Below are 26,724 nucleotides of genomic sequence, written 5' to 3' on the forward strand. Positions count from 1 at the left end.
GAAACTGGTGGCTGATGCGCTTTCAGTACAAACAAGTTAAATTTTAAAATTATGAATGAGCTCATTTAATTTATCAGCCGAGCGCGCAAGTTCACTGGAAGTTCCGGCCACTTCCTCCATTGAACTGCTTGTTTGTTGGGATGCCGCAGAGGTTTGCTCAATGCCAGCCGCTGACTCTTCTGTTATTGCGGCAATTTCTTGGATAGAGCCGCTTAGCTGTTCGTTAGTTGCGGCAATACTCGTTAATTTTTCAGTCACATTCCGAATATTATTCACCATATTTTTTACAGCATTATCAATTCCTTTGAATTTTACTTCTGTAACCTCGATTTGTTTCGTGCCTTGTTCAACTTCTTCATACCCATCCTGTAAAGACCTTGTTACCATACTCGTCTCTATTTGGATATTCGAAACAATGTCCGTGATATCTGTCACAGATACCGATACTTGCTCCGCAAGTTTTCTTACTTCATCTGCGACAACTGCAAAGCCTTTGCCCTGTTCTCCAGCCCTAGCAGCTTCAATGGCTGCATTTAGTGCAAGTAAGTTTGTTTGATCGGCAATGCTTTGTATCACTGCGACTAGTTTGGATATTTCCTGAGATTGAACATCTAAACCTTGCACTTTTTGTACTGAATCTTTAACAATCCTATCGATTTTCATCATTTGAGTTTTGGTAGAATCGATGAGTAAACTACCTTCATTTGTTAATTCAAGAACTTCACTTGAAGTTTGATAAATACGTTCCCCATCCCCGTTTGCATATTCAACTTCTTTAGAAAAAGCTTGCATTGCAAAAGAAATTTCGCTTGTCGTGTTTGCTTGCGTTTCAGCACCCGATGCCAAATCATGCATAGTCGTGGCAATTTGCTCTGATCCCGCTTTTACTTCATTCGACGATTGGGTTAATTCCTCACTATGGCTACCCACATTTGCGGAAATAGCTTGAATATCTGCAATCATAGTTCTTAAATGATTGGCCATTGTATTACTTGCTAAGGCTAATTGACCGATTTCATCTTTACGATTACTATCAAGCTGTTCCACCCTTAAATCTGCATTTGATATAAGTTGAAAGTTATGCAGAAGTTTTGTGATGGGATTTTTTATGGAGCGAATTAAAAGAATTCCCAATACAAATACAATAAGAATAGATAGCCCGATAATGCCTATTGAAATAATCAATGATGCTTGATTTTTGTTATTGATGAGTTGAACTTTATTTATTGCTGACTCTTCAAGATTTTGCTGGATCAAATCAATTCCATTACGGATCGAGTCAAATTCAGCTCCCAAATTCTCAATTTTTGATTGATTAAAAGTAGTTCCTGCCAAAACGACGCCTACTTCTTTCTCCCATAGAGAAAGTTCTTCAAAAAAGTTTTCAAAATGTGGTTCAATCTCGCTGCTATCGATACCGTCATCTAGCAGCAAAATTCTCTTTGCCTCTTCCATTCTTTCCTTCACTTGACTGACATTCGATTGGAATACTTCAGTATAATCCCCTTTTTTACCACCTGATAACGATTGGTCTACTGAAAATCGCATTAGAGCCTGGTCTGCCTGATAGAAATCCCGATCTGCATTCAAAAGAAAATAAGTTGAATAGTATAATTCATCATACAATGCTTTTTCAAGCTCCTGTGACGTAGTTTTTAAATTAGTAACTAAGATACTGCTGTTTATGATAATTGCTAATACGGCTAAAATTAATATTCCAGATAACTTAGTACTCAACTTCATGTTATTTAACCAATTCATCATTTTCATTTAAATTCGGGCAGAAACTCCCTTTTCAACACAAAGGCAATTGCCCTAACCCCTTTCTATTTATCAATTTGTTTTCTTAACATAATAACAAGTACTTCATTTTATTCCACTATTTATATGAATTTTACCATACAAACAGCTTAATAACACGTAATATTTAGAGTATTGTAACTCGCAATTTCTATTCTACTTTTCCGAATTTCTTTTGCCCAGGCAAATAATTATTGCAACGCTGGTGATTCAATTTCATAATAGAACTATTGGATATATAACACGAACAATGTTGATGTCCACTACAATCAACGAGGGTATTCATGAACAGGAGGTCGCGGTTTTGAATCTATTCACAGAGCGCGTCATACGCATCATCCAAGAAATTCCCACTGGATACGTCATGACATACGGCCAAGTCGCTGCTGCTGCAGGCAGTCCACGTGGTGCGCGACAAGTTGTACGAATCCTCCATTCCATGAGCGAAAAATATCGCTTGCCGTGGCATCGCGTTATTAATATCAAAGGGGAAATTTCGCTCACAGGTAGTGACCAACAAGAGTTGCTTGAAATGGAAGGCGTTCGTTTGAAAAATGGCAAGGTCGATTTAACAATCTATCGCTGGTTTCCAACGGATGCGGAAGAGCGATAACATAACCAATAAAATCCCCTTTATGTTTACTAATTTATAACCCTGGGTATTGTATTCATGCACGTAAACGGTACAATAACAATACAGATAGATTGGGAGTGAGACAGATGTTAAAGGATTTTAAAGAGTTTGCATTAAAAGGGAACGTTATCGATCTTGCAGTTGCAGTTGTTATCGGTGCCGCATTCGGGAAAATTGTATCATCACTTGTTGAAAATATTATTGCACCGCTTATCGGACTTCTTTCAGGAGGCATTGATTTTTCCGGGCTTAGTTATACGTTTCGCGATGCAGAAATCACATACGGTGTATTCATCCAAAATATTTTCGATTTCATTATCATTGCATTCGCCATTTTCATGGCCCTTCGTTTATTGATGAAGTTTAAACGGAAAGAAGAGGTTGTCGAGGAAGTTGCTGCAGTACCTGAGGTCGATACGAAAGAAGAGCTTCTCAAAGAAATTCGTGACTTGCTGAAAAATGAGCAAGCAAAATAATAGGACAACCAGTAAAAGAGCTGTAAACCGTCATGGTTTATAGCTTTTTTTAATGAAAGATAATAAATACAAAGCAATGGCACCCAGCGGATTCAATAGCAATATGAGAGATAATATTTTCTAGTACGTTGTATAGGGTGTAAAGGCTTTTACAACGAAGTAAGGGGAATCATCACATGAAATCTAATGAGGAGAATTTTATTAAGCGATTACAGCGACAAAAAGAGGATGCTTTAGAATTTGTCGTGGATACTTATCTACCTATTATTAAGGGGATCACATATAAAGTTCTCATTCCCCTTAAGGATCAAGGTATTGTCGACGAATGCATCAATGATATTTTTCTGTCCATCTGGAACAACTCGAAAAAGTTCAAAGGAGATTCGACTGATTTTAGAAAGTGGATTTGTACCATTGCCAAGTTTAAAGCAATTGATTATCACAGAAAAGCAAGTAAAGAAGTTGAATTCCCTTCAGATTACATGGATAGGAATACAGATGTATCTGCCGAGGATGAACTGATTTTATTGGAAGACCGTACTGAATTAATAAAGTTAATCAACCAATTAGAACCTATTGAGCGGGACATATTTATCATGAAATTCTTTCTTGGTTATAAAACAGAGCAAATTTCTAAAAAACTTGGGTTGACCAATACTTCAGTCGATAACCGCGTATATCGCGGAAAAAAGAAACTCTATCAAAAGGTAACTACTTTAGAGTTGGGAGAGAGTAGAGCATGAAGGACATTTATGAATTGCTAAATGACGTGAACCTGGATGACAACGAATTTGAGGAAATGGCAGTCACTGAATTTGAAAAAGCTAAAGTGAAAAGTAGACTCAAACAGTCCATTACCAAGAAGAAAAAGAGAATGGGTTGGAAAATGAATGTGGCGGCAGCTGCAGTAGTTGTGGGCTTATCCACTGCGACAGTAGGATTAACCTTCCCTGCTTATGCGGGCAACATCCCGATCATCGGGGATATTTTCAGATTCTTGGATAACGAAAAAACGGGACTGTACGATAATTATAAGGAATACTCAACTGAAATGAATCTAACACAAGAAAGCAATGGTATCGAAATAACGATTAATGATGCGGTTTTTGATGGAGAGACGGTTGCCCTCACTTATTCCATTGAGAGTGACCGTGATTTGGGAGGAGATCTCACATCCTTTAACACGCCGTCGATTAAAGGCGCGACTGGAGCAGCAGGAAGCTCTTACATTTCAAAAATAGATGACCATCATTATGTCGGCTTAGACAAAATCACTCCTTTCGGCTTAACATCAGACTCTGCCGACATCAAATGGAAAATAGGCAGTATTTTGCAAACCTCTACAGGTGAAAAAATCAAAGGCAATTGGAAATTTGCATTCTCACTTCCAGCAACAGATAGCCAAATCCAATTAACGAACCAGAGCGTTGAACAAAATGGTGTAACTGTCAATATCAAAAAAGTAGCATTCACGCCAATGTCTTTCATTGTTCATTACAACCAACAAGCAACCCAGCAAGTACGAGAAAAATGGCATGAGGCTTACATTGAACTAGAAATAAAAGATGATATCGGTAACGTATACTCTGGAGAAGGAAATGGTGGTTCAGGTACAGATGCTTATACGGTAAATTGGAGTAAAACATTCGAAAAACTAGATCCGAATGCAACAAAGCTCATTGTCACTCCACATGTCACTTTCAGAATTCATGATGCTTCGAATTCGGGAGGCGTCGAAATTACGTCGGATGGAAAGGAGAAAGAAATTCCGATTCCAGTCAAAACGGGCGTTGGGCAAGAAAAGTTTGTCATGGATGATATTGTGATTGAATTGGAGAAATAAGCAAGAGGGACTGCCATGAATGTGGTAGTCCCTTTTTATCTACTCCCGCTCTACCGCCAAAACTCCCTCCCATACTATACACTTCGTCGAAGTGTATAGTATGGGAGGGAGTTTTGGCCTTGGTTATTAGCGGTCGCTGATCTTTTATTGGCGGTCTGAACCGGTTTATTGGCGCTTATCAACGACTTATTGGCGAATCAAGACCATAGACCCATCACTTCATCGAGTGATTCGCAATATCTTGCATATCCATCCAGTATTCTCGTCCTTTATTGGTCCCTTGGAATGAAATATTCATTCCATTCAACAAACGCTTGGCAACATTAATATCATTTATATGGAGAAACTCCCTACACGCACGATTCGTTAGCTTTCCACCAAACAACATGAACCAATCCGCAATCGCTTGACGATGTGCATGACGATCAAAATGGCCACATATTTCGCACACCCACCCTCGCGAAATGCGAGTCATCCCAAACAAACCGCAAGCGTCGCACATCACGCCTGTTACAATATCTCTCGGATCTATGTGATAAGTGGAGCACATGGGAAATGGAGTATACTCACGATCCGCAACTTCAAGTTCAGCGACCACCTCCTTTAAGGTCGTGGAATCCACATTCTCTGAAGAACCTATAAGACTTCTTAGATAGCCCGGAACTTCTAACGGGAAGAGAATCCGTAAATGCTCCCGCGTATTCTCGAATTGTTGTTGCGGTTTCGAAAAGACGACTGCACCATGGATTGGCATTGCAATTTGACGCGTATGAAACCAATCGCCCAAGAGCATTCTGTTACGCTCCAGTTGGACGGATGGGCATTCAAACATATCCTTTTTTCCATTGTCTAATGTACGACTAAGCTGGCCAAGCTCCTCTGAAAAACGGATACGTCCACCAATATTTTTCATTTCCAACACAGTAGCCCCAGCATGAGATAAGAATAATGTATCGATTTGAAACTTGCCTGTGGATTGCAGATTCAGGCCATGAAACACATAATGTTCAAATGGAAATGTATACTTCTCAAAAACCCCTTTCAACCTCTTTTCACCATTCACACCAGCCTGTGCAGTACGCAAATGTTCTCGAATCACATCTATTTTCCCTGAGCTTGCCAATAGTCTTTTTTCCAACACCCTTAGTCCAAGTAATTTATAAGGCACCGAACCTTCCTTTTTAATCAACAAGAACTCCCCCCTTTACTAGAGAGTATCACAGGCTTAAGAGGGATACTATACGATGGCCGAAAGCCGTAATTTGGCTTTGTTTTGAGGTTTAAATCCCTGTTTTTATTTATATAATTAAATGAAGATCTAGATACAACAAAGGTTTAACAAGTTATCCTGCTTAAGCAAATTTCAAATTTCCTTAGTTTATTATCCAACTATCGAATTCTATTTATTAGCGTTTGATCCTTAGTTATTGGCGTTCGCCGATCTTTTATTGGCGGTCCCAACCGGTTTATTGGCACTTACCAACGACTTATTGGCGAATCAAGACCATAGACTCAAATAGATACAAACCCGCCATAACTCTCCATCAACCTCCATTGCTTGCCCTTACTACTGGTGGTATAATCGAAGCAGGATTTACTATCAAAGGAGTGATTGTTTCATGTGGTTCCTATCTATCATGTTCGCGCTATTCGCTTTCGTCATCATTGGTAACGTTGCAGGTCTTGTTAGAACGTACAGCAGCAATAAATAATGCCAGTCAAAAAGCCCTCCATCGCCGGAGGGCTTTTATTATGCCGTAATATCTCGTTTCATAAATGTTGTATAGCTCACGACAAGGAGTACAACTACATAGGCGAGCAGCACCGCAATCGAAAACGGCATCGTATTACTTTCTAGCATTTTGAAACCTGTCTCATATTGCGCCAAATCATGTGCAAAAAGAATGAACTTTGCGAACTCAAATCTTTCAAGAAACATTACAATCATCGAACCGGTGAAATATAAGAATAAAGATATCCCAATTGACAGTGCAGTTGACCGGAACACAGAGCCTATCATGAAGGCTAATGTCGACATAACAGCAACATAAACAAATGCGAGAAGTACTAAATAAATAGATTTACCGAATACAGCTGTAACTGCAATTTCTGAGCCGTATAATAAAACCGAATTTCCTTCTGCAGTTGGGTAGAAAATATACGCACTCACTACACTCGCTACATATGTAATCGCTGTAAGTGTCAAACCAAATAGCAATACGGTCACATATTTAGACGTAAGGATCTTCCATCGTTTTACCGGACGGGAAAGCAACATCTTGATTGTCCCTTGTGAAAATTCAGAAGCTACTATTCCCGCCGCAACAATAATCATAAAAAGCATCACAAGCGACATCATACCGGATGTTTCTAAAATGACTTCCTCACTACTTTTCGGTTTACTCATTTCCATAGTAGATTCAATTTCGTATCCAATTTCCTCTTGTCTTTGAAGTAACTCCGCTTTTTTCTCTTCCGTCACATCAGGTGAAGCAAGTTCTTCCTCCACCTGCACAAGTTCCTGCTGCAATGACTCCGTCCAACTAGAATAATCATTTAATTCATTTAATAATCTCAACAGCCCTGACAGGCCAACAATCATTGCGGCGATGAGAATAACCATCACCCACGTCCCTTTTTTACTCCACAACTTCATCCATTCATTTTGTATGAGCTTCAGCAATCTGGCCACCTCCCGTCATTTCTAAAAACTCGTCCTCTAGTGTTTTACGATATGGCTGAATTGCAAAAACCTGCTGATTCTGTACCGTAAACTGCTGAATCAATGCGGGAATTTGTTCTTTTTCTGCGTTGATAATAAAGCCATCTTGATGTGATTCAACAGAGAATCCTTTTTCCTTAAGAAGGGCCTCAGCCGCTTCCCGTGGAAGTGCTTCAATATAATAATGTGATTCTTGCATCCCCGACATTTCCCGAATATCAATTAACTTCCCGTTCTGGATAACCGCAATCCGGTCACACATCAGTTCAATCTCCGACAACATATGGCTCGATACAAAGACAGAAACACCTTCTTTTTCCGCGATGCTCTTGAGATATGTTCGGAACTCACGAATCCCCGCTGGATCCAGCCCGTTTGTCGGTTCATCCAAAATCAAAAACTTTGGACGATGCAACAATGCTTGCGCAAGCCCAAGTCGTTGCCGCATGCCAAGAGAATACTTCGACACTTTCTCATGAATTCGATTGTGCATGCCTACTTGATTGACAACCTCATCAATCCGCGCTTTCGTCACACCCTTATGCATACGCGCAAAGTGCACGAGATTTTTATACCCGGACATATACTTATACATTTCAGGGTTTTCGACAATCACTCCAACTTTGGAAAGTCCTCCTTCAAAGTCATTAGAGAGCGAGATGCCTTCAATGACGACATCCCCGCCAGACGGCTCCATCAGCCCAACCATCATCCGAATGGTCGTCGTTTTCCCCGCACCATTCGGACCGAGGAACCCTGTAATTTGACCTGGATATAACGCCAAATTCAAATTATCAATAATTTTCTTCTTCCCAATCGTTTTCGATAAATTCTTCAATTCTACTACTGGTTTATTCTCCATTTGAACTTCCCTCCCTAAACAACGATACCATCCACGAGGTGGCATCTTTCCCATAGGTATCCCGAATTTCATCCACCGCCTTATGTGCAATCATCCGACTCCCTCTTAATACTACGATTTCATCGAGCAATGGTTCCACTTCTTTTAATTCATGCGTCGACATGATAACCGTTTGCCGCTCTGGATCCGTGAAACGGATCAGGCCTTTCGCAATATCATCCCGCACCATCGGATCAAGGCCAGAGAACGGTTCATCCAGCAAATAATAATTTGCTTCTCTCCCAAGTGTCACCGCAATTTTGACTCGCCCACGGTTCCCCTTTGACAAATTCTTTATTTTCGAATCAAGAGATAGATTGAGAAACGCTGCTATTTCCTTTGCCTTCACTGGATTAAAATCAGTAAACTGCGACTCGTAAAACTCGAATAACTGACCCACCGTAAAATAAGGATAAAACAAATCTGCATCCGGCATATACGCAATATTCGTCGCAACTTTGCGCGTCATACGACTTCCATTAAACATCGCAGTTCCCGAATTAGGTGTCAACAAGCCCGCCATTAGCTTCAACAGCGTTGTCTTACCACTACCATTCTCCCCAACAAGACCAATTATTTTACCCTGCGGCACTGTCAGTGTAATATTCTCCAGCGCCTTCCGCCCGCCGTACTTCTTATAGACATTGTTTAACTCAATCATTTTCTCCACCCCGTTCCTGTAGATGTTGCACAATTTCAGTCGTCGTAAAGCCAAGTTCCTCCACACTTTGAATGAAAGACGTCACTAACTGCTCTTTCATGCTGTCTCGGAGCCTGGAAATCTTCACTTCATCTTCCGTCACAAAGGACCCCTGCCCTCTCTTCGTTTCCGTGATTTCCATCTGCTCCAGCTCCTTATAGACGCGCTGCATCGTATTGGCATTGACACCGGCTTCCATCGCATAATCACGAACGGATAGCAACTTCTCCCCAGGCTTCAACGTCCCTCGAATAATATCACCCGTAATTCGGTCAATGAGCTGCTGGTAAATTGGTTTGTCTGGAAGAAATTCTATGCCCATCGCTTACAACCTCACTTTCTTTTCGAACAGGACAGCCCCACCGATGAATAAAATCGATGTGAAGACTCCATAAAGCACTACACTACCGACTGTCAAAATAGCAGTTTCAGGTAACAAACCAGCTAAAATAAAGTTTCTCTCGTGCAAACTTGGTAAAACCCCTACCGCTGTGTGCACACCATAAATCGGGCCAAGTTCCTTCATTCCTTGAAACCAGTCTATAATATTAACAACTGCCCAAATCAAAACACTTAGTTGGAATAAAACAACCGTAGCAATGATAGATAGTTTACCCATCCATGACTTCAACACTTGATAAACTTGCATGAAAAACAACGTAATCACTATAAATAACAAACTATTTAAAACGACTGCGATAATCATCGACAGCATCAAAAGTAGTTCATCTACAATCGACAAGCCACCCCAATAGCCACCCACATAATTAAAAACAGCAATGACCATCCCGGTTAACACCAGTGACCAGAATACGGCACTAGCCGCTACTACTGCTTTTGCACCTACCAGTTGCACATAAGGTGTTGGAGAATGAAGCCAAATATCTACCCTCGGTCTTTCGCGACTATAGCTAACCGCAACCAGGACAGCACCCATATACGTGTGAAGATGCAACCACAAGCCACTTGTCATAAAGGCATAAGAAGTCGAGTCATCTGCTATCCCAAGAAAAATATGACTATTATCTACCACTACAACACCTATATTTATGACAAACAAAGCAATGGCAAACCACTTCACAAGTGCCCATTCTTTACGCACTAACCCTCCCCATCTTTTCATACGCTTTACAACCTCACTTTCTTCTCGAACAGCATGGACCCGACAGCGAAATAAATTGTCGTCATCACGCCATGAAGAATTAGATTTCCAATCGTTAAAATCGCTACACCTGGAACGATATAATTGATTTCCATCACTGGTAGCATCCCATTCAGCGGACCTAGCTCCTTGACTGTTTGAAACACGCTCGAAAACCAAATCATCCCCCATGCATACGCCCAAACGATGAATACAACGAGCATACTAATAACAGCGAAAAACCAACCAATGCGCGAGCGAAATACTTGGTAAATTGACCAGAAGAAAAAGACGAGTGCCATAACATAAATTGCATTCAACAAAATGACTACACCCACGCTAAAGAATAGGGCAAGACCGTCTACAATAGAAGCCGTTCCACACAACAAATACGAGCAACTTATAATAATGGTGATGAATAAAACCTTCGCTCCAACAAGCCGCCACATAGACATAGGGGAATGGAGCCATATATCGGGTCGCTTCATTTCTTTATTCAGACTATCCAAAAACCATGATACTGCCGCAAGCATATGAAGTAGAAAAATAAACACCATTGTGTTTTGAATATCGCCAACAATCGTTTCCAACACTCCTTGAAATGCGTGAAAGTATGCTAGGAAAATAAACGCACTAAATGCTAAAACAAAAGAAACAATTCCCCACCTCATAAGCACCCACTCTTTGCGCACTAACCCTCCCCATCTTTTCATACGCCTTACAACCTCACTTTCTTTTCAAACAAGACCGTTGCAACAACGAACGCAACAACGATAAAGAATGTGTCCAATACAATTTGCCCCGTATAAAAAGCTGTACCTGTCACTTCAAAATAACCATTTCCAACATCCAAATTAGGATTTTTTAATCCTAATAAATCAACTGGTCCAACTTTAACCACCTTATCGTATAAGTCCGAACTTCTTACCCGTTCGACTACCAACAATGAAATGAAAAACAAAACAATCGTAACAACAATTGAAAATCCTTTAATGGATGGTTCCATCAGGCGATACAGCACCCAGAAAAAGAACCCTATGCACAGGATTGAAATCGAAGCAATAAAGGATACTACGAGAAAAATAACCCCGTAAAACAACAATGCATTAAACGTTAGAATAGATGTCGCTGAAAATGCATAATGTAGCGCGAGAACAATCGTAGCAATCAGTAATCCACCAACACCAACCAGCAATGCAAACACCACTTTTGATCCAATCAATTTAGCAATAGATGCATTCGAATGAAGCCACACATCCGGCCGCTTCATATCCCTTTCTAACATTATAAAAAAACTAACAACTGGCGAAGCTACACTTGCGACCGCCCACGAAAAACAAATGACCAGTGCCACCTCAAAAACCTGGGTGCCAGTTCCCAGAATCCGGGTTATAAGTATTGGAAGAAACAACATCGTAGCAACTGCAAACAACGCATTCACAAGTAACGGCCCCTTCATCGCTACCCACTCTTTCCTCAACAAGCCATTCAACTGTTGCATGAGGATACCTCCCTTTGTATCAGTGTATTAGTTATATGGTACACTATGGACCGGGAGATTGTAAAGAGATTTGTTGGGATGAACTACAAAATGCTTCAATACATTTTTTTTGCTGAATAAACGGAATGAAAAATCGAAAGTCATACGCCTGAGTAATCAGTGAATCCAATGGCATTTAATTAAACCAATAGTAATTACTTATATAGAAGTATCCAAAAAGGGTCATAGTGTTCGGGTCGATTGGGGTTTATACTAAAGGTACAACGTTCAAAGGAGAGATGAATAATGAGCACATTCCTTACAGGTATTGATCACATTCAAATCGCAGCACCAGCTGGTTCCGAAGAAGCTGCAAGACAATTTTACGGTGAACTCCTCGGTATGGAAGAAATTCCGAAGCCTGAAAACTTGCAAGCACGCGGGGGATGCTGGTTCCTTTGTGGATCTCAAGAGGTCCATATTGGAATTCAAAATGATTTCACTCCAGCAAAAAAAGCACATCCGGCATTTACCGTAAATGCACTTGAACAATTAAAATCACGCTTGCAACAGGCGGATTATTTAGTGAACGAAGATCTACCCATCGCTGGGCGATCCCGCTTCTTCACACATGATCCGTTCGGTAACAAGGTTGAATTTTTAGAGTTTTACGGGGAGGAATGATTGATTGAATGAAAGGACGAATTCTATGTACAATAACTTACAACAATTAACGCAGCATATCGTATTTCATTACTTCGCGGAAATATCGGCGATTCCAAGAGGTTCTGGCAACGAGCAAGCCATTAGTGATTACTTAGTACGTTTTGCACAGGAACGCAACTTAAAGGTCATTCAAGACGAGGCATTAAACGTCATCATTAAAAAAGCAGCAACAGCTGGCTACGAAAATGCCCCGACTGTTATTATTCAAGGGCATATGGATATGGTTTGTGAAAAGAATGAAGGCACGGTCCATGACTTTAACAAGGACCCTCTTCAACTCCGAATTATTGGGGACATGCTTTATGCGACAGATACAACACTGGGCGCAGATAACGGCATTGCGGTCGCTTACGCATTGGCATTACTAGACGCAACAGATATTCCACATCCTGCTCTCGAAGTCGTCATTACGACAGAAGAGGAAACGACCATGAACGGCGCGATTGCAGTGGATGCCAGTCACTTCACAGGTAAAGTCTTCATCAACCTAGATTCTGAAGAGGATGGCAAGCTCCTTGTTAGCAGTGCGGGGGGCGTCCATGTGACGCAAGTTTTGCCGATTGAATGGGCTAACGCATCACATGATAAAATTGTCTATCGCCTTCAAATCAAAGGGTTAAAAGGCGGTCACTCAGGCATCTCGATTGATAAAGGCAGAGGAAATTCTACTAAATTATTGGGAAGAGTATTACATGATTTAGCCAATGAAGTACCTTTCGATATTCAACAGATTTCAGGTGGCTTGAAATCAAATGCAATTCCTCGTGAAGCACAAGCCGTTATTTTCATTTCACCAACTGATGTCAGCAAGGTCAACGAAAAAATCGTACAATGGGAGCAAATTTTCAAAAATGAGCTCCAGCTAGCAGATCCAGACGTATCCATTAGTGTTGAACAAAATGACAGTCACTCGACAGCTATTTTTTCAGCAGAAACAAAGCACAAAGTAATTACTGCCTTATTGCTCATTCCACATGGCGTCCAAGCGATGAGTATGGGTGTCAATGGACTTGTGGAAAGCTCTACAAATTTAGGGGTCGTGACAACAACTGATACAGCCATCCAATTTGAAAATGAAATCAGAAGCTCCATCAAAAGTGCAAAAGCCCATATGGTGACGCAAGCTACATCACTGGCGGACATGCTTGGCTGCGAAGTATTGATTGATGCCGATTATCCGGAGTGGCCCTATAATCCTGACTCACAGGTGAGGAAATTATTCGAAGAGACATATCGAGAAAAGTATGGCAAAGACATTGAAATTATTGCTGTGCATGCTGGCATTGAATGTGGTGTCTTTATCGAAAAGATTCCTGGACTAGATGCCGTTTCACTCGGACCAGATATGTTTCATGTACACACGCCCGACGAGCATGTCAGCATTCCTTCGACCATTAATAACTGGGAATATTTTATATACACATTGAAGAGAATGAAAGTAGATTGATTAAAACAACCATTCAAAAACGCCAAGTTCAGAGGAAACTTGGCGTTTTTTCGTTTTAAGCTTCAATTATTTCTTTCTCCTGCACTTCAAGTCGCTCCAATTCATGCGTCATTTCGGCATGCTGTCTCGTAAGCTGATCCTGTATCCGCCGCACATCCTGAAGCACTGTATTTAACTTACTTTTGGCGTCCGTAATCCGCGAGTGAACCGCCCAGTCTGAAAAGATATTATCAAAAAATACGTCTGTGAACGTATAAATATCATTGTTATTGACAGTGAATGATTCTGTTGCAACATTTTGAACATCCATCAATTCCGTTTCAAAATGACGAAGTGCTCGTTGCGCACGATGCACATAGTCATCCGAGGCATCGATTTCGGAATACTTCATCGCCGATATAATCATTCCGCCGCCAAAAAATGTGTCCCACGTCGATAATCCTTCTGCAGAATCAAGCTTATTGAGGGCCGCATCCAGTGCCTGAATAGCTGTATTCCCCGCATCACTAGCCTCATTGACTTCACGCATGATTGAATGAAGCCTGACCCGATCATCCGCAATCTTTTGCAATTTCGCGTTGGCAGCTGAATCGTTCCGTCGAATCCATTCCTCTTTTTCCTTTAGAAAATCTGTCCAATCTGCTTCAATATATGTGTAATCAGGATTTTTCATTTCCTCATGCAGACGCCGGGCTTCCGCCTCCATATCCGTCACCGTTTTCTCCGCGTCATTAAATTTCAATTCCACCTCAGCCGCCTCAGCAATTTCCTTCTCCATTTGTTCATCCCATTTACCTGTCCACTCTTTGATTTTATTCATAAAAGTAAATTTTCCAAGCTTCACAACGTCTTGTTGCTCTTTCGTTAATTGTTTATGGAGCTCATCACGTAGCACAATGGCCTCTTGTAATTGAGCCTCTGCTCCATCCAGTCTTCTTGTTATGCGATTATACGCAGTCCGCTTCATTGTCAAATCCATTTGGCGTTCATATAAATCTTGTCCCATTGCTAACACCCCTTTTACCTATATACGGAAATGAATGGACGAAGTTTCAACCTCTCCCACAAATATTGAAAATACTTTGAGAGTTTTCAGTAGCTCACTTCGATATAGTTAGTGAAAAGGCCTTTTCGAATGAACAAAGGAGACGAAATCATGCGATGTCATTCTAAAAATTTTGTTACACGTTTGCAAAAACAACAAGAAGACGCACTCGACTATGTAATTGAACACTATTCATCGTTAGTAAATGCCGTTGCCTATAAAATTCTTTCTGGCATTCGCATGGACGCGATTGACGAATGTGTGAATGATGTATTTTTAGCAGTTTGGCAAAATGCTGGACAATTTAAAGGACAACCTGAGGATTTTAAAAAATGGATAGCCATGATAACGAAGTATAAGGCAATTGACATCTTTCGGAAGCTTGAAAAACAACAAGCCCGAGAATATGGTGACGAGTTACTTGAACACAAACCAACCGACGAAAACTTACAGGAGCAACTTATGAAAAAAGAAGAAAAAAACGATGTATTATTCGCCATCAGCCAGCTAAAGAGTATTGATCGTGATATTTTCATGATGAAATACTACTTACAGCTATCCACGATTGAAATTGCAGAAGCACTGCATTTATCAACAGCAGCGGTGGAAAACCGACTGTACCGCGGGAAGAAAAAGCTAGCGACGACAATTCAACTAAAGGAGCGATGGATATGACGAATGGCTATAAAGATTGGTTGGATTTAGATGTGGACAATATAGAACCGCTGGAACTGTCGAATGCCAAAAAGACCGATATTAAAAATAATATATTGGCCAAAAGTCGTAAAAAGAAAAAATTTATGAGCTTACGTCAGCTAACTGCCGCAGCGATTATTGGCGTAAGTGCTGTAACAGCGATGAGTTTGGCATTTCCAACAGTCGCTTCTCAACTTCCATTTATGCATAATATCTTTTCCTATTTCCAAGATGACGTGGACCTTGATTTCAACAAATATGCAACAGCCATTGGCCAAGTTCAAACAGATAATGGCATATCCGTCATGATCGAAAACGCTGTGTATGATGGAACAGCGATTACCGTGTCTTATGCCGTTGAAACGGACAAAGAGTTAGGAGATCGCCCCCGTGAAGAGAACTTTTTTGATATTGAAAAATCAAAAGGATGGTCAGCAACAGGTAGGCCTTTGAGAAAAGTAAGTGACACAACATATGTGGGGCTCGCCAAGATCACACCAAGATTCGCAAATACCTCTCCTGATGAAGTTGTCCTTTCCTGGGAGCCGTATTCATTCACCAACAAAGAAACAAAGACCGAGCTAAAAGGAGATTGGCAATTTGAGTTCAAACTAACAAAACTAGAAAGTGATTTCAAACTCATCAATGCGTCAATTGAGCAAGACGGTGTAACGGTTTTAATCAAATCATTCGAAACAAACGACATGTCCACCGTCATTCACTATGAGCAATTTATAGACTCAGATGCCTTGAATGAATGGTCATCTGTCTCAGCTCAGTTTGACAATATTCATGATAATCTTGGAAATACCTATCTATACAATGGGTATGGAAATACTACAAACGATAATAGACTCTCTTACAAATCGAGTGGCTCCATACGAACTATAGATCCAAATGCGACATCACTCACATTCGTGCCAACTATCTACTTTTCGCTTGGGGAGGGTAAAGGGGTAGAAACAAAGGAAATGGAACCTATTATTATTGATTTACACTAACAATAGGCAAGGTTTGTATTATACCCATGTGGACAAACTTTTCTTCGAACCGGTATGTAAAGCTAAGCAAAAAAAGCAATCCAGTTACCCACATGTGGATAATCAACCGATTCTGACTAAACAACAGCTTGTCCACATTCATTTGTTGATTATTTAAAAATATGACTGAATCTGTTAGTAAGTCAGTGGGCGAAAACTATTTCTATTCGTACATTCCAAGGCTTATCCACATAAAGGCGTGTATGGTAGAGGTACTATCACCTAGTGAAAACATCTCTCGCAATCGGTAAACCGATGCACGAACAATCTTTCATTGTCCCTTTTACTGCAAAATAAATAACCCTGAACCAAGCGAATGGGCTCTGTTCAGGGTTATTTATTTTACTTCCAAACTTCCTTCGCAACATCGACGATAAACTTCAATTTCTCCCATTGCTCATCTTCTGTCAACTTGTTGCCATGATGTGTAGAAGCGAAGCCACATTGTGGGCTGAGGCACAGTTGTTCAAGTGGCACATATTTGGCGGCTTCTTGGATACGTGCTTTAACAGCCTCTTTATCTTCCACTTCACCTGTTTTAGATGTCACAACGCCAAGAACAACTTTTGCACCGCCATTTGGAATATACTCCAGTGGCTTGAAGTCTCCTGAACGCTCGTCATCATATTCCAAGAAGAAACCATTCACTTTTTCTTTTGCCAATAATGTTGGCGCAATAAGTGCATAACTTCCTTCAAACGCCCACGTCGATTGGTAGTTTCCGCGGCATAGATGTGTTGTCACGACTAAATCTTCCGGCTTTCCTTCCAACACGCCGTTAATGACGCGGAGCGCTAGATCAATCAGTTGTTCCCTTGAATACGCACTGTCGTTGAACGGGATGTCCGGAGCAGAAAGTCCTGCAATGTACACATCATCCAATTGCAAATAACGTACACCCGCTTCATAAAATGCATTCAGTGCATCTTTGTACGCTTGAATAATATCTTTCGCATACTCCTCGATATCCGGATAAATATTTTCATCACGAATACCAGCATTGAAGAGTTGGTTCGGACTTGGAATTGTCTGTTTCGCTACTGCACGACCGCCCACGATTTCATTGAATTCCACGAAGTCTTGGATGAACGGATGATTAGGATTAAAGGAAATTTCCCCCGTGTTTCGAACATCGTAACGTTCCGTTTCAACACCATCGAATGTATACCCTTTTTCAGGAACATATCCTTCAAATCCGTTTAAATGCTCCATAAAATCTAAATGCCACCACGTACGTCTAAACTCGCCGTCCGTCACAAGCTCCAACCCAACTTCAATTTGTTTATCGACAACTCGTTTAATTTCCTGTGTTTCAACTTCACGTAATTGTTGTGCTGTAATCGCACCTTCTTTAAAATCTTTACGTGCTTGGTGCAAATTATCTGGACGTAGTAAACTTCCTACGTGATCCGCTCTGAATGGCGCTTTCGTTACAGTAGTTGATTGAGTTGTCATGTCTATTCCTTCTTTCTATTTTTAGTAGTCAATTTTGATTTTTTTATGATAAGAGCGCAAATGGGCGCTCCTATTTGCTTATCTTTGGACAGGCATTCAAATGAGCAGACCTGCTTGGTTTTGTTAGGACAGAGACACAAATGGGCAACCCTGTTTAGTTCGCTTGAGCAGAAACACGAATGAGCGGATCTGCTTGCTTTGTTTGAATAGGGACACGAGTGAGCAGCCCTTTTTTCATTATTATGGCAGTATCGCGAATGAGCGTACCGGGAATCCTGATGCTTTTTCTGGCTTCGGAACGATATTGAAAATGACTGCACCTTTAGCAGGCAGTTTATCTAAATTTGTTAATAATTCTATTTGGTAAGTATCTTGTTCTAGCACATAATATTCGCCTAGCAACGCTTGGTTCTTTTGAAAGTCGATGGCTGAATCTGTATCGAACGTTTCATGTCCAACTGCTTTCACCTGTCGTTCTTCGAATAAAAACTCCAAAGCATCAAGTCCCCAACCGGGTATGCGGTTATTGCCGTCGGCATCTTTATTACAAAAGGCCTCATTATCCGGCCAACGCTTGCTCCAATCTGTGCGCAGCGCGACGAAAGTACCTGCTTCAATTCGGCCATACTGCTCTTCAAATTTTAAAATATCTTCAACCGCTAATGTAAAATCATGATTAGTAGCGGATTCCTTTGATTTATCGATAACGATGAGTGGTAAAACTAACTCTTTCAAACCTAATTCATCCAAATATCTTGTATCACGCACAAAGTGAATGGGTGCATCGATATGCGTACCGTACTGTCCCGCAAATGTAAAGCTCTGTGCAAAAAATCCATCATCATGATCAAATAATGTTGTAAATTCAGCCGCATCAAAGGCTGAGAAATGGGGCGAGTCGGGTCCAAAAGTATGTGTTAAATCGACCCACTCTTTCTGTTTTAATAACGCAATTGCATTGATTAATTCATTCGACATAAACATTCCTCCTTATTTTATGAAGGTAACTTTAGTCTCCAGATAGAACAAAAAAACCTCTTCTATACTAAAAAGAAGAGGTTTTGGCATGATCGCTATTTGCTCTTCTTATCTTCAAGCTACAAGCATTACACTTGGCTTCTGGAATTAGCACAGTACTAAAAAAGTCTGTTGCTGAGGTATCAAAGGGCCAGTCCCTCCACCTCTCTGGATAAGAAAGTTACGTATTCAGTTGGTAAATAGTACAATACAGTCCTTTGAATAGAATGTCAACAGTAAAGATATAAAATTTTTAAAATTAACTAACTAATGTTGTAGATTTAGTGCTTCATTTCACTGCGTAATTTACGATGCTCGCGGCGTGCTGGCGCAGTTTCAAACAAACTCTTTTCAATTTCTGTTTCCGGATAAATTCCCAGTACAGGAGTTGGTTTATTATTTTCATCCATAGCAACCATCGTCAAAAATGACTCCGTCGTCAATTTCGTTTCACCTGTCAGTAAATTCATCGAATGAACGGACACAAATACTTCCATCGATGTACGCCCAGTTGATGTGACAAGTGCTTCGAGCTCTAACACATCACCGACACGCGCAGATGACATGAAATCAACTGAATCGATTGAAGCCGTAACGACTGCTGTATTCGAATGTTTCATTGCCGTAATTGCAGCAATTTCATCGATATAGGCAAGGACTCGTCCCCCAAAAATGGTTTGCAGATGGTTCGTATCGGGCGGCAAAACCAGCTTTGTCTGGATGGTGCGCGATTGGCCCATAGGTCTATTTTTTTTCATATTACTCTCTCCCCCTGTTTTTTATGAATAAAGGGAACTTTTCCCGTATCTATTCCGTAAATATAGTATACACCTATTGGAGGAATTTCAATGACGACTTTTATCGAAAAACACTATGAAAGAATTACTTGGTTCTTCCTAATAATCGGTTTCATTTTACTATTTACTGCAAGTGATTACGTATCACTTGTGTTATTTTTCTATCTACTTGTGAGAGCCATAAAGTTTCGAACAACGATTCGAAAAACGCTTCAGAATACACCGCGAAGTACGATGTTTATATATGCACTCGGTATGATTGTACTGATTGCTGCGCTAGTAGTCGTCATGTGGTTTTCAAGTAGTTTCGTTCAAAAACATACGATCCCTGGCTTCTTGCAGTATATTTACGTCGCCATTGTCTTAGTTGGATCCATGTTCTTTTATACTTGGTTTATGGATTTCTTGGTAAAAGTATGGAATAAGAAAAAGTCATCGAAGTAAAATCCAAAGAGGACATCTCCTATTGGAGTGTCCTCTTACACCATTCCCGCCAGTAGCGCATAAACACGCTTCATCTCTTCCTGCATCTTCCACTGATCGACCGCGAGCCATCGACAATGAATTGCATTCCCTTCAAGCCGCGTCATGCCAGCCTTCAGCCCTTCTTCAACTCGCAACGTTTCCTGCAATGCACGCACATCAACATTAACGACATTCGGAGAAACAAGCCAAATGGAGCCGACATACATCGCGCCTTCAAGGAGGCCAATCCCACCTAGCTCAGCATCACGCGGCGCAAAATGTAGCGAGTCAAAAGCAATTAACTCATCCTCTACGAAAATCTTAAAATTCGACCGAAATGATTGATAATCAAAAATCTCACCGCGTTTTTCACGCCCCGGCGCAACAATTTCACCCCATAATACCGTTGCATCACACGCGACGCGCAACGTTGTATTCACTTGAAACTTCGCGTCAACAAACGGAATCAGCACCTCGGGCATCCACTCCAAACGTGAACGTTCCGCAAGGTCGACCTCAATTGTAAAATGACAAGTATCCCCCGTATGCGACGGATAGATTTTCAACGCCGATTGCTGCGTCAACCGCACTCGACTATCCGGCCCAAGTTTCACCGTAATATCATTGCGATCTCCCGACACCATCCCACCAGACGACTCCATAATATAGACCGTTGCAGTCGGGTCTTTTCCTTCGTATAATTCCCGACTGGCCTTCAATGGAGGCTGCTGGTAAACATGCGGCATCCGTGTATATCCTCTTCTTAGTTCGAATGCCATGTCCAATTTTCCATGATGGATAGCGCGGGATGGATTAAGCACCCGCACCCTCTAGTAGCATACTATGCTTGATCCAATCGACCACTTTATCAACATTTTTCTGTGTTCGTACATCTGTGAATATATATGGACGACCATTACGCATTTTCTTCGTGTCACTATCCATAATCTCAAGATCCACCCCAACATACGGAGCCAAATCCGTTTTATTAATTAATAAAAGATCAGATCGCGTCAACGCAGGTCCGCCTTTTCGTGGAATATCCTGACCTTCTGCAACATCGATGACATAAATATAGCCATCCACAAGCTCAGGACTAAACGTAGCAGACAAGTTATCTCCGCCACTCTCAACAAAAATAATGTCTAGATCAGCAAAACGACTTTTCAGCTCATCAATTGCTGCAAAGTTCATCGAAGCATCTTCACGAATGGCTGTATGCGGGCAACCACCCGTTTCAACGCCCAAAATACGGTTCTCTTCAAGCACACCGCTATTTATTAAAAATTGAGCATCTTCACGTGTGTAAATATCATTCGTAATGACCGCCACGTTATAGTCTTTATGCATCACACGTGTCAGTTGGTCGACGAGCGAAGTTTTGCCCGATCCAACTGGACCACCGATACCAATACGTACTGGTTTCATTAACATAACCCCTTCCAAATCAAGAAATAAATAGCCTTGAAAACAAATATTCATGCCTCATCGAAGCGAGCTCAATACTGAGCGCATTATTGCTAATATCATCTAGCGTTAACGTTGATACGAATTGCGCTGCTTTTGTCACCTGTACAATCAATGCATACGTCACTTCCACGCCAGTCGTTTGCCCGAATGGCACCGCACGGACTGCATTTTGAACAAGTCCGTTAAGTGTAGCAAACAAATACATCATCACTGCCTGATGCACACTGACACCGGTTGTCGCACTATAAATACCATAAAGAATAGCGTAATGTCCTTTGATTTCCGTCGAATCAATGCGGGCTTGCCACTCAGCAAGAAACGCATCCGTGCCGAGCGGAGACACCGTTTTAATAAACTGTCTACCAAGTTTCACACTCGCTTCACGTGATTCCTTCGCCAGCTTCATAGCCCCACATAATTGCTCCAAATAGAGCAGTCGTTCAATATCCTGTGCCCGAGCCGCAGCATACGCTTCTTGAATTAAAATCGCATCCCCACGCACCAAATTATGAAAGAGAAACGATGTGCAATAAGCAATCAAATCCTCTTTCGTTCGGATAATATCTTCTTGAATATACGTCTCCATTCCATACGTCTGTGTAAAAGACCCAATCGGAAACGCAGAATCGTGAATCTGCATGAACCTCAAAAGGGCGAGATCAGTGGGAATGTCCACGGTATTTGAATGGTTGTTTGAAGCGTCTTTCTGTTGTTTCATATGCGACACCCACTTCATCCAGCAATTTATTTAACGTATGATCTGCTCGCACGATAACTTCGTTTTCTTCAATTAATGCCGGTGTATGACGGTTTCCAAGTTCGAAAGCCGTCTTACCCATTTCCGTCATATCTTTCGGGCTAATAACGATGACTGGCTCCATTTTTGTGCGAAGTGCAATGCGCCGGCTGTCATCTTCAAATAAGATATCACCATATTGAAGTGGCTCTTCCTGGTCAATTCTAAGTGCGATATCCGTTCCTTGATCCGTTTCAGTACGCAGGATGCGCTTGCTCAACTCTTCCCAATCAAGCTCAATCCATTCCGTTTTTTTTCCTTCAATTTCTTCATAATGCCCAACATTACCTATTATTTTTTCAATAAGCATTCGTCAATCTCCTTTTACTCAAAATAAGAAATATCGCTGCGCCATTGGAAGCACACTCACTGGTTCACAAGTCGCCAATACACCGTCTATTTTCACTTCATATGTTTCTGGATTGACGTCAATTTCAGGTGTTTCGCTATTATGCTTCATGTCTGCCTTGCCAATGTTACGACAATTTTTCACTGTGCCAATCATCCGCTGTAGACCCAGTTTTTCTGGAAGACCTTCTTCCACTGCAATTTTCGGTAAAAATGTCATCGCCGCATTTTGCGGCCCTTTGCCATGAAAACCATACATACGACGCCCCATCATCGGTTGCGGTGTTGGAATAGAGGCATTTGGATCGCCTGTCATAGCGTACACTGCGATTCCACCTTTAATAACAACTTCCGCTTTGACACCAAAGAACGCCGGGTCCCATAAAATAATATCCGCGAGTTTTCCTTCTTCAATTGAACCAACTTCATGACTAATCCCATGAGCAATTGCCGGGTTAATATTTAATTTTGCAATATAGCGTTTCACACGATAATTATCATGATCTTTTCCTTCATCTTGCGGAAGAGATCCACGCTGTTTTTTCATTTTATCAGCCGTTTGGAACGTACGGATCGTTACTTCACCGACACGTCCCATTGCTTGCGAATCCGAGGACATGATACTAAGAATACCTAAATCCTGCATGATATCTTCTGCCGCAATCGTTTCGGGACGGATACGTGAGTCCGCAAACGCTACGTCTTCTGGTACATCATGTTTTAAATGATGACAAACCATCAACATATCTAAGTGCTCGTCAATCGTATTCGTCGTAAACGGTTTCGTTGGATTTGTCGATGCGGGTAAAATATTCGGATACCCAGCCAATTTCAACTGGTCAGGTGCATGTCCACCGCCCGCCCCTTCAGTATGGAAAATATGAATGACACGACCGTCAATCGCCGCAATCGTATCTTCTACAAATCCTGCTTCATTGAGTGTGTCAGAGTGAAGCGCCACTTGAATGTCATACTCATCCGCCACCGTTAAACTTTGATCGAGTGCAGCAGGAGTCGCACCCCAGTCTTCATGAATCTTCATGCCGATTGCACCGGCCTGAATTTGTTCAATAATTGGCTCAGGAACAGATGCACTTCCCTTACCAAGAAGACCGACATTAACAGGTAAATCCTCAACCGCTTGTAGCATTCGGTGAAGATGCCATACACCTGGCGTTACACTTGTAGCCTTCGAGCCAGCTGCCGGCCCTGTCCCACCACCAATAAACGTTGTTGTTCCCGCATTTAGTGCTGTTTCAACTTGCTGGGGACTAATAAAGTGAATATGTGTATCAATCGCACCCGCCGTCGCAATCAAGCCTTCACCCGCGTACACTTCCGTCCCCACGCCAATAATCATATCCTGATCAACGCCATCCATCGAATTCGGATTTCCAGCCTTACCGATACCAATAATACGACCATCTTTAATCCCAATATCCGCTTTGACAATCCCTGTGTAATCAATAATCATGACATTCGTAATGACCGTATCCAACACGCCTTCATCACGTGTGTTTTTACCATTCTGCCCCATCGATACACGCAGTGATTTTCCGCCGCCGAAAACACCTTCATCACCATATGTCGTATAATCTTTTTCAATTTCAATCCACAAATCCGTATCCGCAAGACGCACTTTGTCGCCTACCGTTGGCCCGAACATTTTTGCATATTGCTCATGTGTTACCTTCATTTGTCCTCCGCTCCTTTAAAGCCGCCCTCTATTGCCTTGTCCAAAATTTCATCCTTATTATGCGTCGAACCTTCCGTCAACTTATTCAACCCAAACACATGACGTTTCCCGCCGAATTCCGTCAATTCAACTTCCTTTTCTTCACCTGGTTCAAAACGGACGGCTGTACCAGATGGAATGTTCAAATGCATCCCAACCGATTCCTCACGATCAAACGTCAGGTATTTATTGACCTCAACAAAGTGAAAGTGAGAACCCACCTGAATTGGGCGATCCCCTGTATTTGCGACGCGAACCGTTTTTACCGGACGCCCGACATTAATTTCAATCACGCCTTCTCCTGGCCTTATTTCTCCTGGAATCATTGATGAACCCTCCTCTTATTGAATTGGACGATGGACCGTCACAAGTTTTGTTCCATCTGGGAATGTGCATTCAACCTGCACATCGCTAATCATATCGCCGACACCTTCCATGACATCGTCAACCGTCAGCACTTGCTTACCTTCGCTCATCAGCTGCGCAACCGTCTTGCCATCGCGCGCGCCTTCCATGATGAAGTGGCTAAGCAATGCCATTGATTCTGGGTAATTCAACTTCACCCCTCGCGCCTTCCGTTTAAGTGCAAGTTCTCCCGCTACATGAAGAAGTAGTTTCTCTTGTTCAACTGGTGATAATTTCAATTCAAGCACCTCATTTTTCGTGTTTTGTGTAATCAATTGCGTCCAGATTTTTTCGAGCCTGACACCTGCTGAATGCAGATAAATAAACCAACCTAATTCAAATTAGATGGGCTTCCTTATTACGTATTTCTAACTCTCTTTGTGTTTTATAATTGCCACAAGAACATGCAGCTTAGGACGAGCGTCCCGTCGGTTGGGGCCCATTTAAAGCGGGCAGAAGAAGTTTTTGTCGAATGATGTCGAGGGTTGTCGTTGACTATCCGATTATAAAGCATTTCATTTGTTTCTTCAACATTCTAACAATTGGAAACAAAATTACAAATAAATAAAGACGTTAATTTGGTTAATTCATACTTTATTAATTTACCCATAAGCAATATTCTTCAAACAAAAAGCCATCCCCATACATACTGGAAATGGCTTTAAAACTCATATTTCATAACGTCGAACTGCACAAAGATCACCCTCTAGGCCCGATTCTTTTAGCTTCATGACTTCCACTGATTTCCCTGTACAATGTGAATGTAGCAATAACCCGTTCCCCGCGTAAAACCCGACGTGTCGAATATTTCCCTGTCCTTCATCAGCGAAAAAAAGAAGATCTCCCTTTACCCAACATGCCGGATTATCCATCGGAATCTCCGTACCTCCACACGCTTGATCACTAGCATCCCGCGCAATGATATGGCCACATGCCCTCAACATATTGTAAGTGAACCCGGAGCAATCATAGCCGTATGAGGATGTCCCGCCCCACAGATAGGGTAGATCAAGGAAAGCAAGACCCTTTTGTACCGCTTCGGCTGCGGATTTTTTAGGAAATCCGTGAATGGACGGTGCCATTTCCACATCATGCTTCAATAACAACGCATCGCCGTCTGGTGTACTTACACATACATACTCACCTACCACACTCTTATAAGGCAATAGCGTATTGAACGAAATCACGCTGGTGGGTAAGCCATCTGTGTGCCAGAGCTGCGCTTTCCCAGACACCACTTTGGCGAATCCTTGCGCATGAATAGGCTTCGTTTCCTTCAATTGCACAAGCGGCACCCACCCCAGATAACCGCGCTCATCTTTTTTCGACGACTGCCAAACCGCAATCACTTTTGCCCAATCACCCTGCGTTTCCTCAATGATCACCGGTTCCCCGTACAACAATTGCGTCTGCACTCGATTACCATCACACAAGTCAAGACGTGCCTCAAACGGTAACTGCTCCAACCATTTTGTTAACCGAACTGGATTCGTTAGCCCCGCCTCGTCAATATCCCTTGCAGATTCAGGTGACGTCCACAACGTCGCTACCGAAACGGCACAATACCACATGTTCACAACACTCA

Annotated in this window: 30 protein-coding genes and 1 riboswitch; of the genes, 9 read left to right on the forward strand and 21 right to left on the reverse strand. The window is 41.7% G+C overall.

The genetic code is table 11. The features are described 5' to 3' along the window. Positions 1–36: 36 nt before the first annotated feature. Complete coding sequence (locus MKZ10_RS01875; protein WP_342507368.1) at positions 37–1,764, reverse strand: HAMP domain-containing methyl-accepting chemotaxis protein; 1,728 nt, start codon at positions 1,762–1,764, stop codon at positions 37–39. Between the two features lie 340 nt (positions 1,765–2,104). On the opposite strand from MKZ10_RS01875, the gene MKZ10_RS01880 reads away from it, so the two are divergent. The 4 genes from MKZ10_RS01880 (at position 2,105) to MKZ10_RS01895 (ending at position 4,753) form a co-directional block, all read left to right on the forward strand. Next, complete coding sequence (locus MKZ10_RS01880) at positions 2,105–2,413, forward strand: MGMT family protein (protein ID WP_342507369.1); 309 nt, start codon at positions 2,105–2,107, stop codon at positions 2,411–2,413. Between the two features lie 107 nt (positions 2,414–2,520). Beyond that, complete coding sequence (gene mscL / locus MKZ10_RS01885; protein WP_342507371.1) at positions 2,521–2,910, forward strand: large conductance mechanosensitive channel protein MscL; 390 nt, start codon at positions 2,521–2,523, stop codon at positions 2,908–2,910. 176 nt (positions 2,911–3,086) lie between these two features. Beyond that, entirely contained in the window at positions 3,087–3,653 is a 567-nt protein-coding gene (locus MKZ10_RS01890) for a sigma-70 family RNA polymerase sigma factor (RefSeq protein ID WP_342507373.1), read from the forward strand. Further along, positions 3,650–4,753, forward strand: a complete 1,104-nt coding sequence (locus MKZ10_RS01895; protein WP_342507375.1) for a DUF4179 domain-containing protein — start codon at positions 3,650–3,652, stop codon at positions 4,751–4,753. Before MKZ10_RS01890 ends, MKZ10_RS01895 begins: the two co-directional genes overlap by 4 nt. 214 nt (positions 4,754–4,967) lie before the next feature. Here the strand turns inward: MKZ10_RS01895 and MKZ10_RS01900 are convergent, their stop codons facing one another. The 8 genes from MKZ10_RS01900 to MKZ10_RS01935 all read right to left on the reverse strand — a co-directional run bounded on the left by MKZ10_RS01900 (position 4,968) and on the right by MKZ10_RS01935 (position 11,718). Then, positions 4,968–5,942 carry a nuclease-related domain-containing protein gene (locus MKZ10_RS01900; RefSeq protein WP_342507377.1) on the reverse strand — a complete coding sequence of 325 codons (975 nt, stop codon included), beginning with the start codon at positions 5,940–5,942 and terminating at the stop codon, positions 4,968–4,970. Positions 5,943–6,503: 561 nt separating this feature from the next. Beyond that, the gene (locus MKZ10_RS01905; protein ID WP_342507379.1) at positions 6,504–7,436 is read right to left on the reverse strand and encodes an ABC transporter permease subunit; all 933 of its coding nucleotides are present in this window, start codon (positions 7,434–7,436) and stop codon (positions 6,504–6,506) included. After that, positions 7,414–8,337 (reverse strand): ABC transporter ATP-binding protein, encoded by a 924-nt coding sequence (locus MKZ10_RS01910; RefSeq protein WP_342507381.1) that lies wholly within the window; start codon positions 8,335–8,337, stop codon positions 7,414–7,416. Before MKZ10_RS01910 ends, MKZ10_RS01905 begins: the two co-directional genes overlap by 23 nt. Then, the gene (locus tag MKZ10_RS01915; protein ID WP_342507383.1) at positions 8,327–9,037 is read right to left on the reverse strand and encodes an ABC transporter ATP-binding protein; all 711 of its coding nucleotides are present in this window, start codon (positions 9,035–9,037) and stop codon (positions 8,327–8,329) included. Before MKZ10_RS01915 ends, MKZ10_RS01910 begins: the two co-directional genes overlap by 11 nt. Continuing rightward, positions 9,030–9,398 (reverse strand): GntR family transcriptional regulator, encoded by a 369-nt coding sequence (locus MKZ10_RS01920; protein WP_342507385.1) that lies wholly within the window; start codon positions 9,396–9,398, stop codon positions 9,030–9,032. Before MKZ10_RS01920 ends, MKZ10_RS01915 begins: the two co-directional genes overlap by 8 nt. Before the next feature lie 3 nt (positions 9,399–9,401). Beyond that, positions 9,402–10,199 (reverse strand): hypothetical protein, encoded by a 798-nt coding sequence (locus MKZ10_RS01925; RefSeq protein WP_342507387.1) that lies wholly within the window; start codon positions 10,197–10,199, stop codon positions 9,402–9,404. A 5-nt stretch (positions 10,200–10,204) separates the two neighbouring features. Then, on the reverse strand, positions 10,205–10,930 hold the full coding sequence (locus MKZ10_RS01930; RefSeq protein ID WP_342507389.1) for a hypothetical protein: 726 nt from the start codon (positions 10,928–10,930) through the stop codon (positions 10,205–10,207). A gap of 5 nt (positions 10,931–10,935) precedes the next feature. Beyond that, positions 10,936–11,718, reverse strand: a complete 783-nt coding sequence (locus MKZ10_RS01935) for a hypothetical protein (RefSeq protein WP_342507392.1) — start codon at positions 11,716–11,718, stop codon at positions 10,936–10,938. 285 nt (positions 11,719–12,003) lie between these two features. Between MKZ10_RS01935 and MKZ10_RS01940 the strand changes: the two genes are divergently transcribed. Continuing rightward, complete coding sequence (locus MKZ10_RS01940) at positions 12,004–12,381, forward strand: VOC family protein (protein WP_342507394.1); 378 nt, start codon at positions 12,004–12,006, stop codon at positions 12,379–12,381. Positions 12,382–12,406: 25 nt separating this feature from the next. Then, complete coding sequence (locus MKZ10_RS01945; RefSeq protein WP_342509964.1) at positions 12,407–13,870, forward strand: aminoacyl-histidine dipeptidase; 1,464 nt, start codon at positions 12,407–12,409, stop codon at positions 13,868–13,870. Positions 13,871–13,925: 55 nt separating this feature from the next. On the opposite strand, the gene MKZ10_RS01950 is transcribed toward MKZ10_RS01945, so the two are convergent. Continuing rightward, positions 13,926–14,876 carry a hypothetical protein gene (locus MKZ10_RS01950; protein WP_342507396.1) on the reverse strand — a complete coding sequence of 317 codons (951 nt, stop codon included), beginning with the start codon at positions 14,874–14,876 and terminating at the stop codon, positions 13,926–13,928. Positions 14,877–15,026: 150 nt separating this feature from the next. Here MKZ10_RS01950 and MKZ10_RS01955 point away from each other — a divergent pair, with 150 nt between their 5' ends. Together MKZ10_RS01955 and MKZ10_RS01960 are read left to right on the forward strand one after the other, a co-directional pair. Next, the gene (locus tag MKZ10_RS01955; RefSeq protein WP_342507398.1) at positions 15,027–15,590 is read left to right on the forward strand and encodes a sigma-70 family RNA polymerase sigma factor; all 564 of its coding nucleotides are present in this window, start codon (positions 15,027–15,029) and stop codon (positions 15,588–15,590) included. Beyond that, the gene (locus tag MKZ10_RS01960; protein ID WP_342507399.1) at positions 15,587–16,612 is read left to right on the forward strand and encodes a DUF4179 domain-containing protein; all 1,026 of its coding nucleotides are present in this window, start codon (positions 15,587–15,589) and stop codon (positions 16,610–16,612) included. The genes MKZ10_RS01955 and MKZ10_RS01960 overlap by 4 nt, the downstream gene beginning before the upstream one ends. A 381-nt stretch (positions 16,613–16,993) precedes the next feature. Here the strand turns inward: MKZ10_RS01960 and MKZ10_RS01965 are convergent, their stop codons facing one another. The 3 genes from MKZ10_RS01965 to MKZ10_RS01975 form a co-directional block, all read right to left on the reverse strand. Continuing rightward, entirely contained in the window at positions 16,994–18,106 is a 1,113-nt protein-coding gene (locus MKZ10_RS01965) for a 5-methyltetrahydropteroyltriglutamate--homocysteine S-methyltransferase (protein ID WP_342507401.1), read from the reverse strand. 240 nt (positions 18,107–18,346) lie between these two features. Beyond that, entirely contained in the window at positions 18,347–19,084 is a 738-nt protein-coding gene (locus MKZ10_RS01970; protein ID WP_342507403.1) for a cyclase family protein, read from the reverse strand. Positions 19,085–19,189: 105 nt separating this feature from the next. Next, positions 19,190–19,302, reverse strand: a riboswitch (SAM riboswitch). 102 nt (positions 19,303–19,404) lie between these two features. Continuing rightward, positions 19,405–19,881: an acyl-CoA thioesterase gene (locus tag MKZ10_RS01975; protein WP_342507405.1), complete on the reverse strand. Its 477-nt coding sequence runs from the start codon at positions 19,879–19,881 to the stop codon at positions 19,405–19,407. A gap of 90 nt (positions 19,882–19,971) precedes the next feature. On the opposite strand from MKZ10_RS01975, the gene MKZ10_RS01980 reads away from it, so the two are divergent. Then, positions 19,972–20,364, forward strand: a complete 393-nt coding sequence (locus MKZ10_RS01980) for a hypothetical protein (RefSeq protein ID WP_342507407.1) — start codon at positions 19,972–19,974, stop codon at positions 20,362–20,364. A gap of 35 nt (positions 20,365–20,399) precedes the next feature. Here the strand turns inward: MKZ10_RS01980 and MKZ10_RS01985 are convergent, their stop codons facing one another. From MKZ10_RS01985 to MKZ10_RS02020, 8 genes are all read right to left on the reverse strand, one after another. Further along, positions 20,400–21,164 (reverse strand): urease accessory protein UreD, encoded by a 765-nt coding sequence (locus tag MKZ10_RS01985; RefSeq protein WP_342507409.1) that lies wholly within the window; start codon positions 21,162–21,164, stop codon positions 20,400–20,402. Between the two features lie 34 nt (positions 21,165–21,198). Next, positions 21,199–21,813 (reverse strand): urease accessory protein UreG, encoded by a 615-nt coding sequence (gene ureG, locus MKZ10_RS01990; RefSeq protein WP_342507411.1) that lies wholly within the window; start codon positions 21,811–21,813, stop codon positions 21,199–21,201. 19 nt (positions 21,814–21,832) lie between these two features. Continuing rightward, complete coding sequence (locus MKZ10_RS01995; RefSeq protein WP_342507413.1) at positions 21,833–22,573, reverse strand: urease accessory protein UreF; 741 nt, start codon at positions 22,571–22,573, stop codon at positions 21,833–21,835. Then, on the reverse strand, positions 22,515–22,961 hold the full coding sequence (locus MKZ10_RS02000) for an urease accessory protein UreE (protein WP_342507415.1): 447 nt from the start codon (positions 22,959–22,961) through the stop codon (positions 22,515–22,517). The genes MKZ10_RS01995 and MKZ10_RS02000 overlap by 59 nt, the downstream gene beginning before the upstream one ends. 18 nt (positions 22,962–22,979) lie before the next feature. After that, on the reverse strand, positions 22,980–24,695 hold the full coding sequence (gene ureC / locus MKZ10_RS02005) for an urease subunit alpha (protein WP_342507417.1): 1,716 nt from the start codon (positions 24,693–24,695) through the stop codon (positions 22,980–22,982). Then, positions 24,692–25,060: an urease subunit beta gene (locus MKZ10_RS02010; protein WP_342507419.1), complete on the reverse strand. Its 369-nt coding sequence runs from the start codon at positions 25,058–25,060 to the stop codon at positions 24,692–24,694. The genes ureC and MKZ10_RS02010 overlap by 4 nt, the downstream gene beginning before the upstream one ends. A gap of 15 nt (positions 25,061–25,075) precedes the next feature. Continuing rightward, on the reverse strand, positions 25,076–25,378 hold the full coding sequence (gene ureA / locus MKZ10_RS02015) for an urease subunit gamma (protein WP_342507421.1): 303 nt from the start codon (positions 25,376–25,378) through the stop codon (positions 25,076–25,078). A gap of 429 nt (positions 25,379–25,807) precedes the next feature. Next, the gene (locus tag MKZ10_RS02020; RefSeq protein ID WP_342509965.1) at positions 25,808–26,710 is read right to left on the reverse strand and encodes a C40 family peptidase; all 903 of its coding nucleotides are present in this window, start codon (positions 26,708–26,710) and stop codon (positions 25,808–25,810) included. Between the last annotated feature and the right edge of the window lie 14 nt (positions 26,711–26,724).

Source organism: Sporosarcina sp. FSL K6-2383 (genome assembly GCF_038618305.1).
GTDB lineage: Bacteria > Bacillota > Bacilli > Bacillales_A > Planococcaceae > Sporosarcina.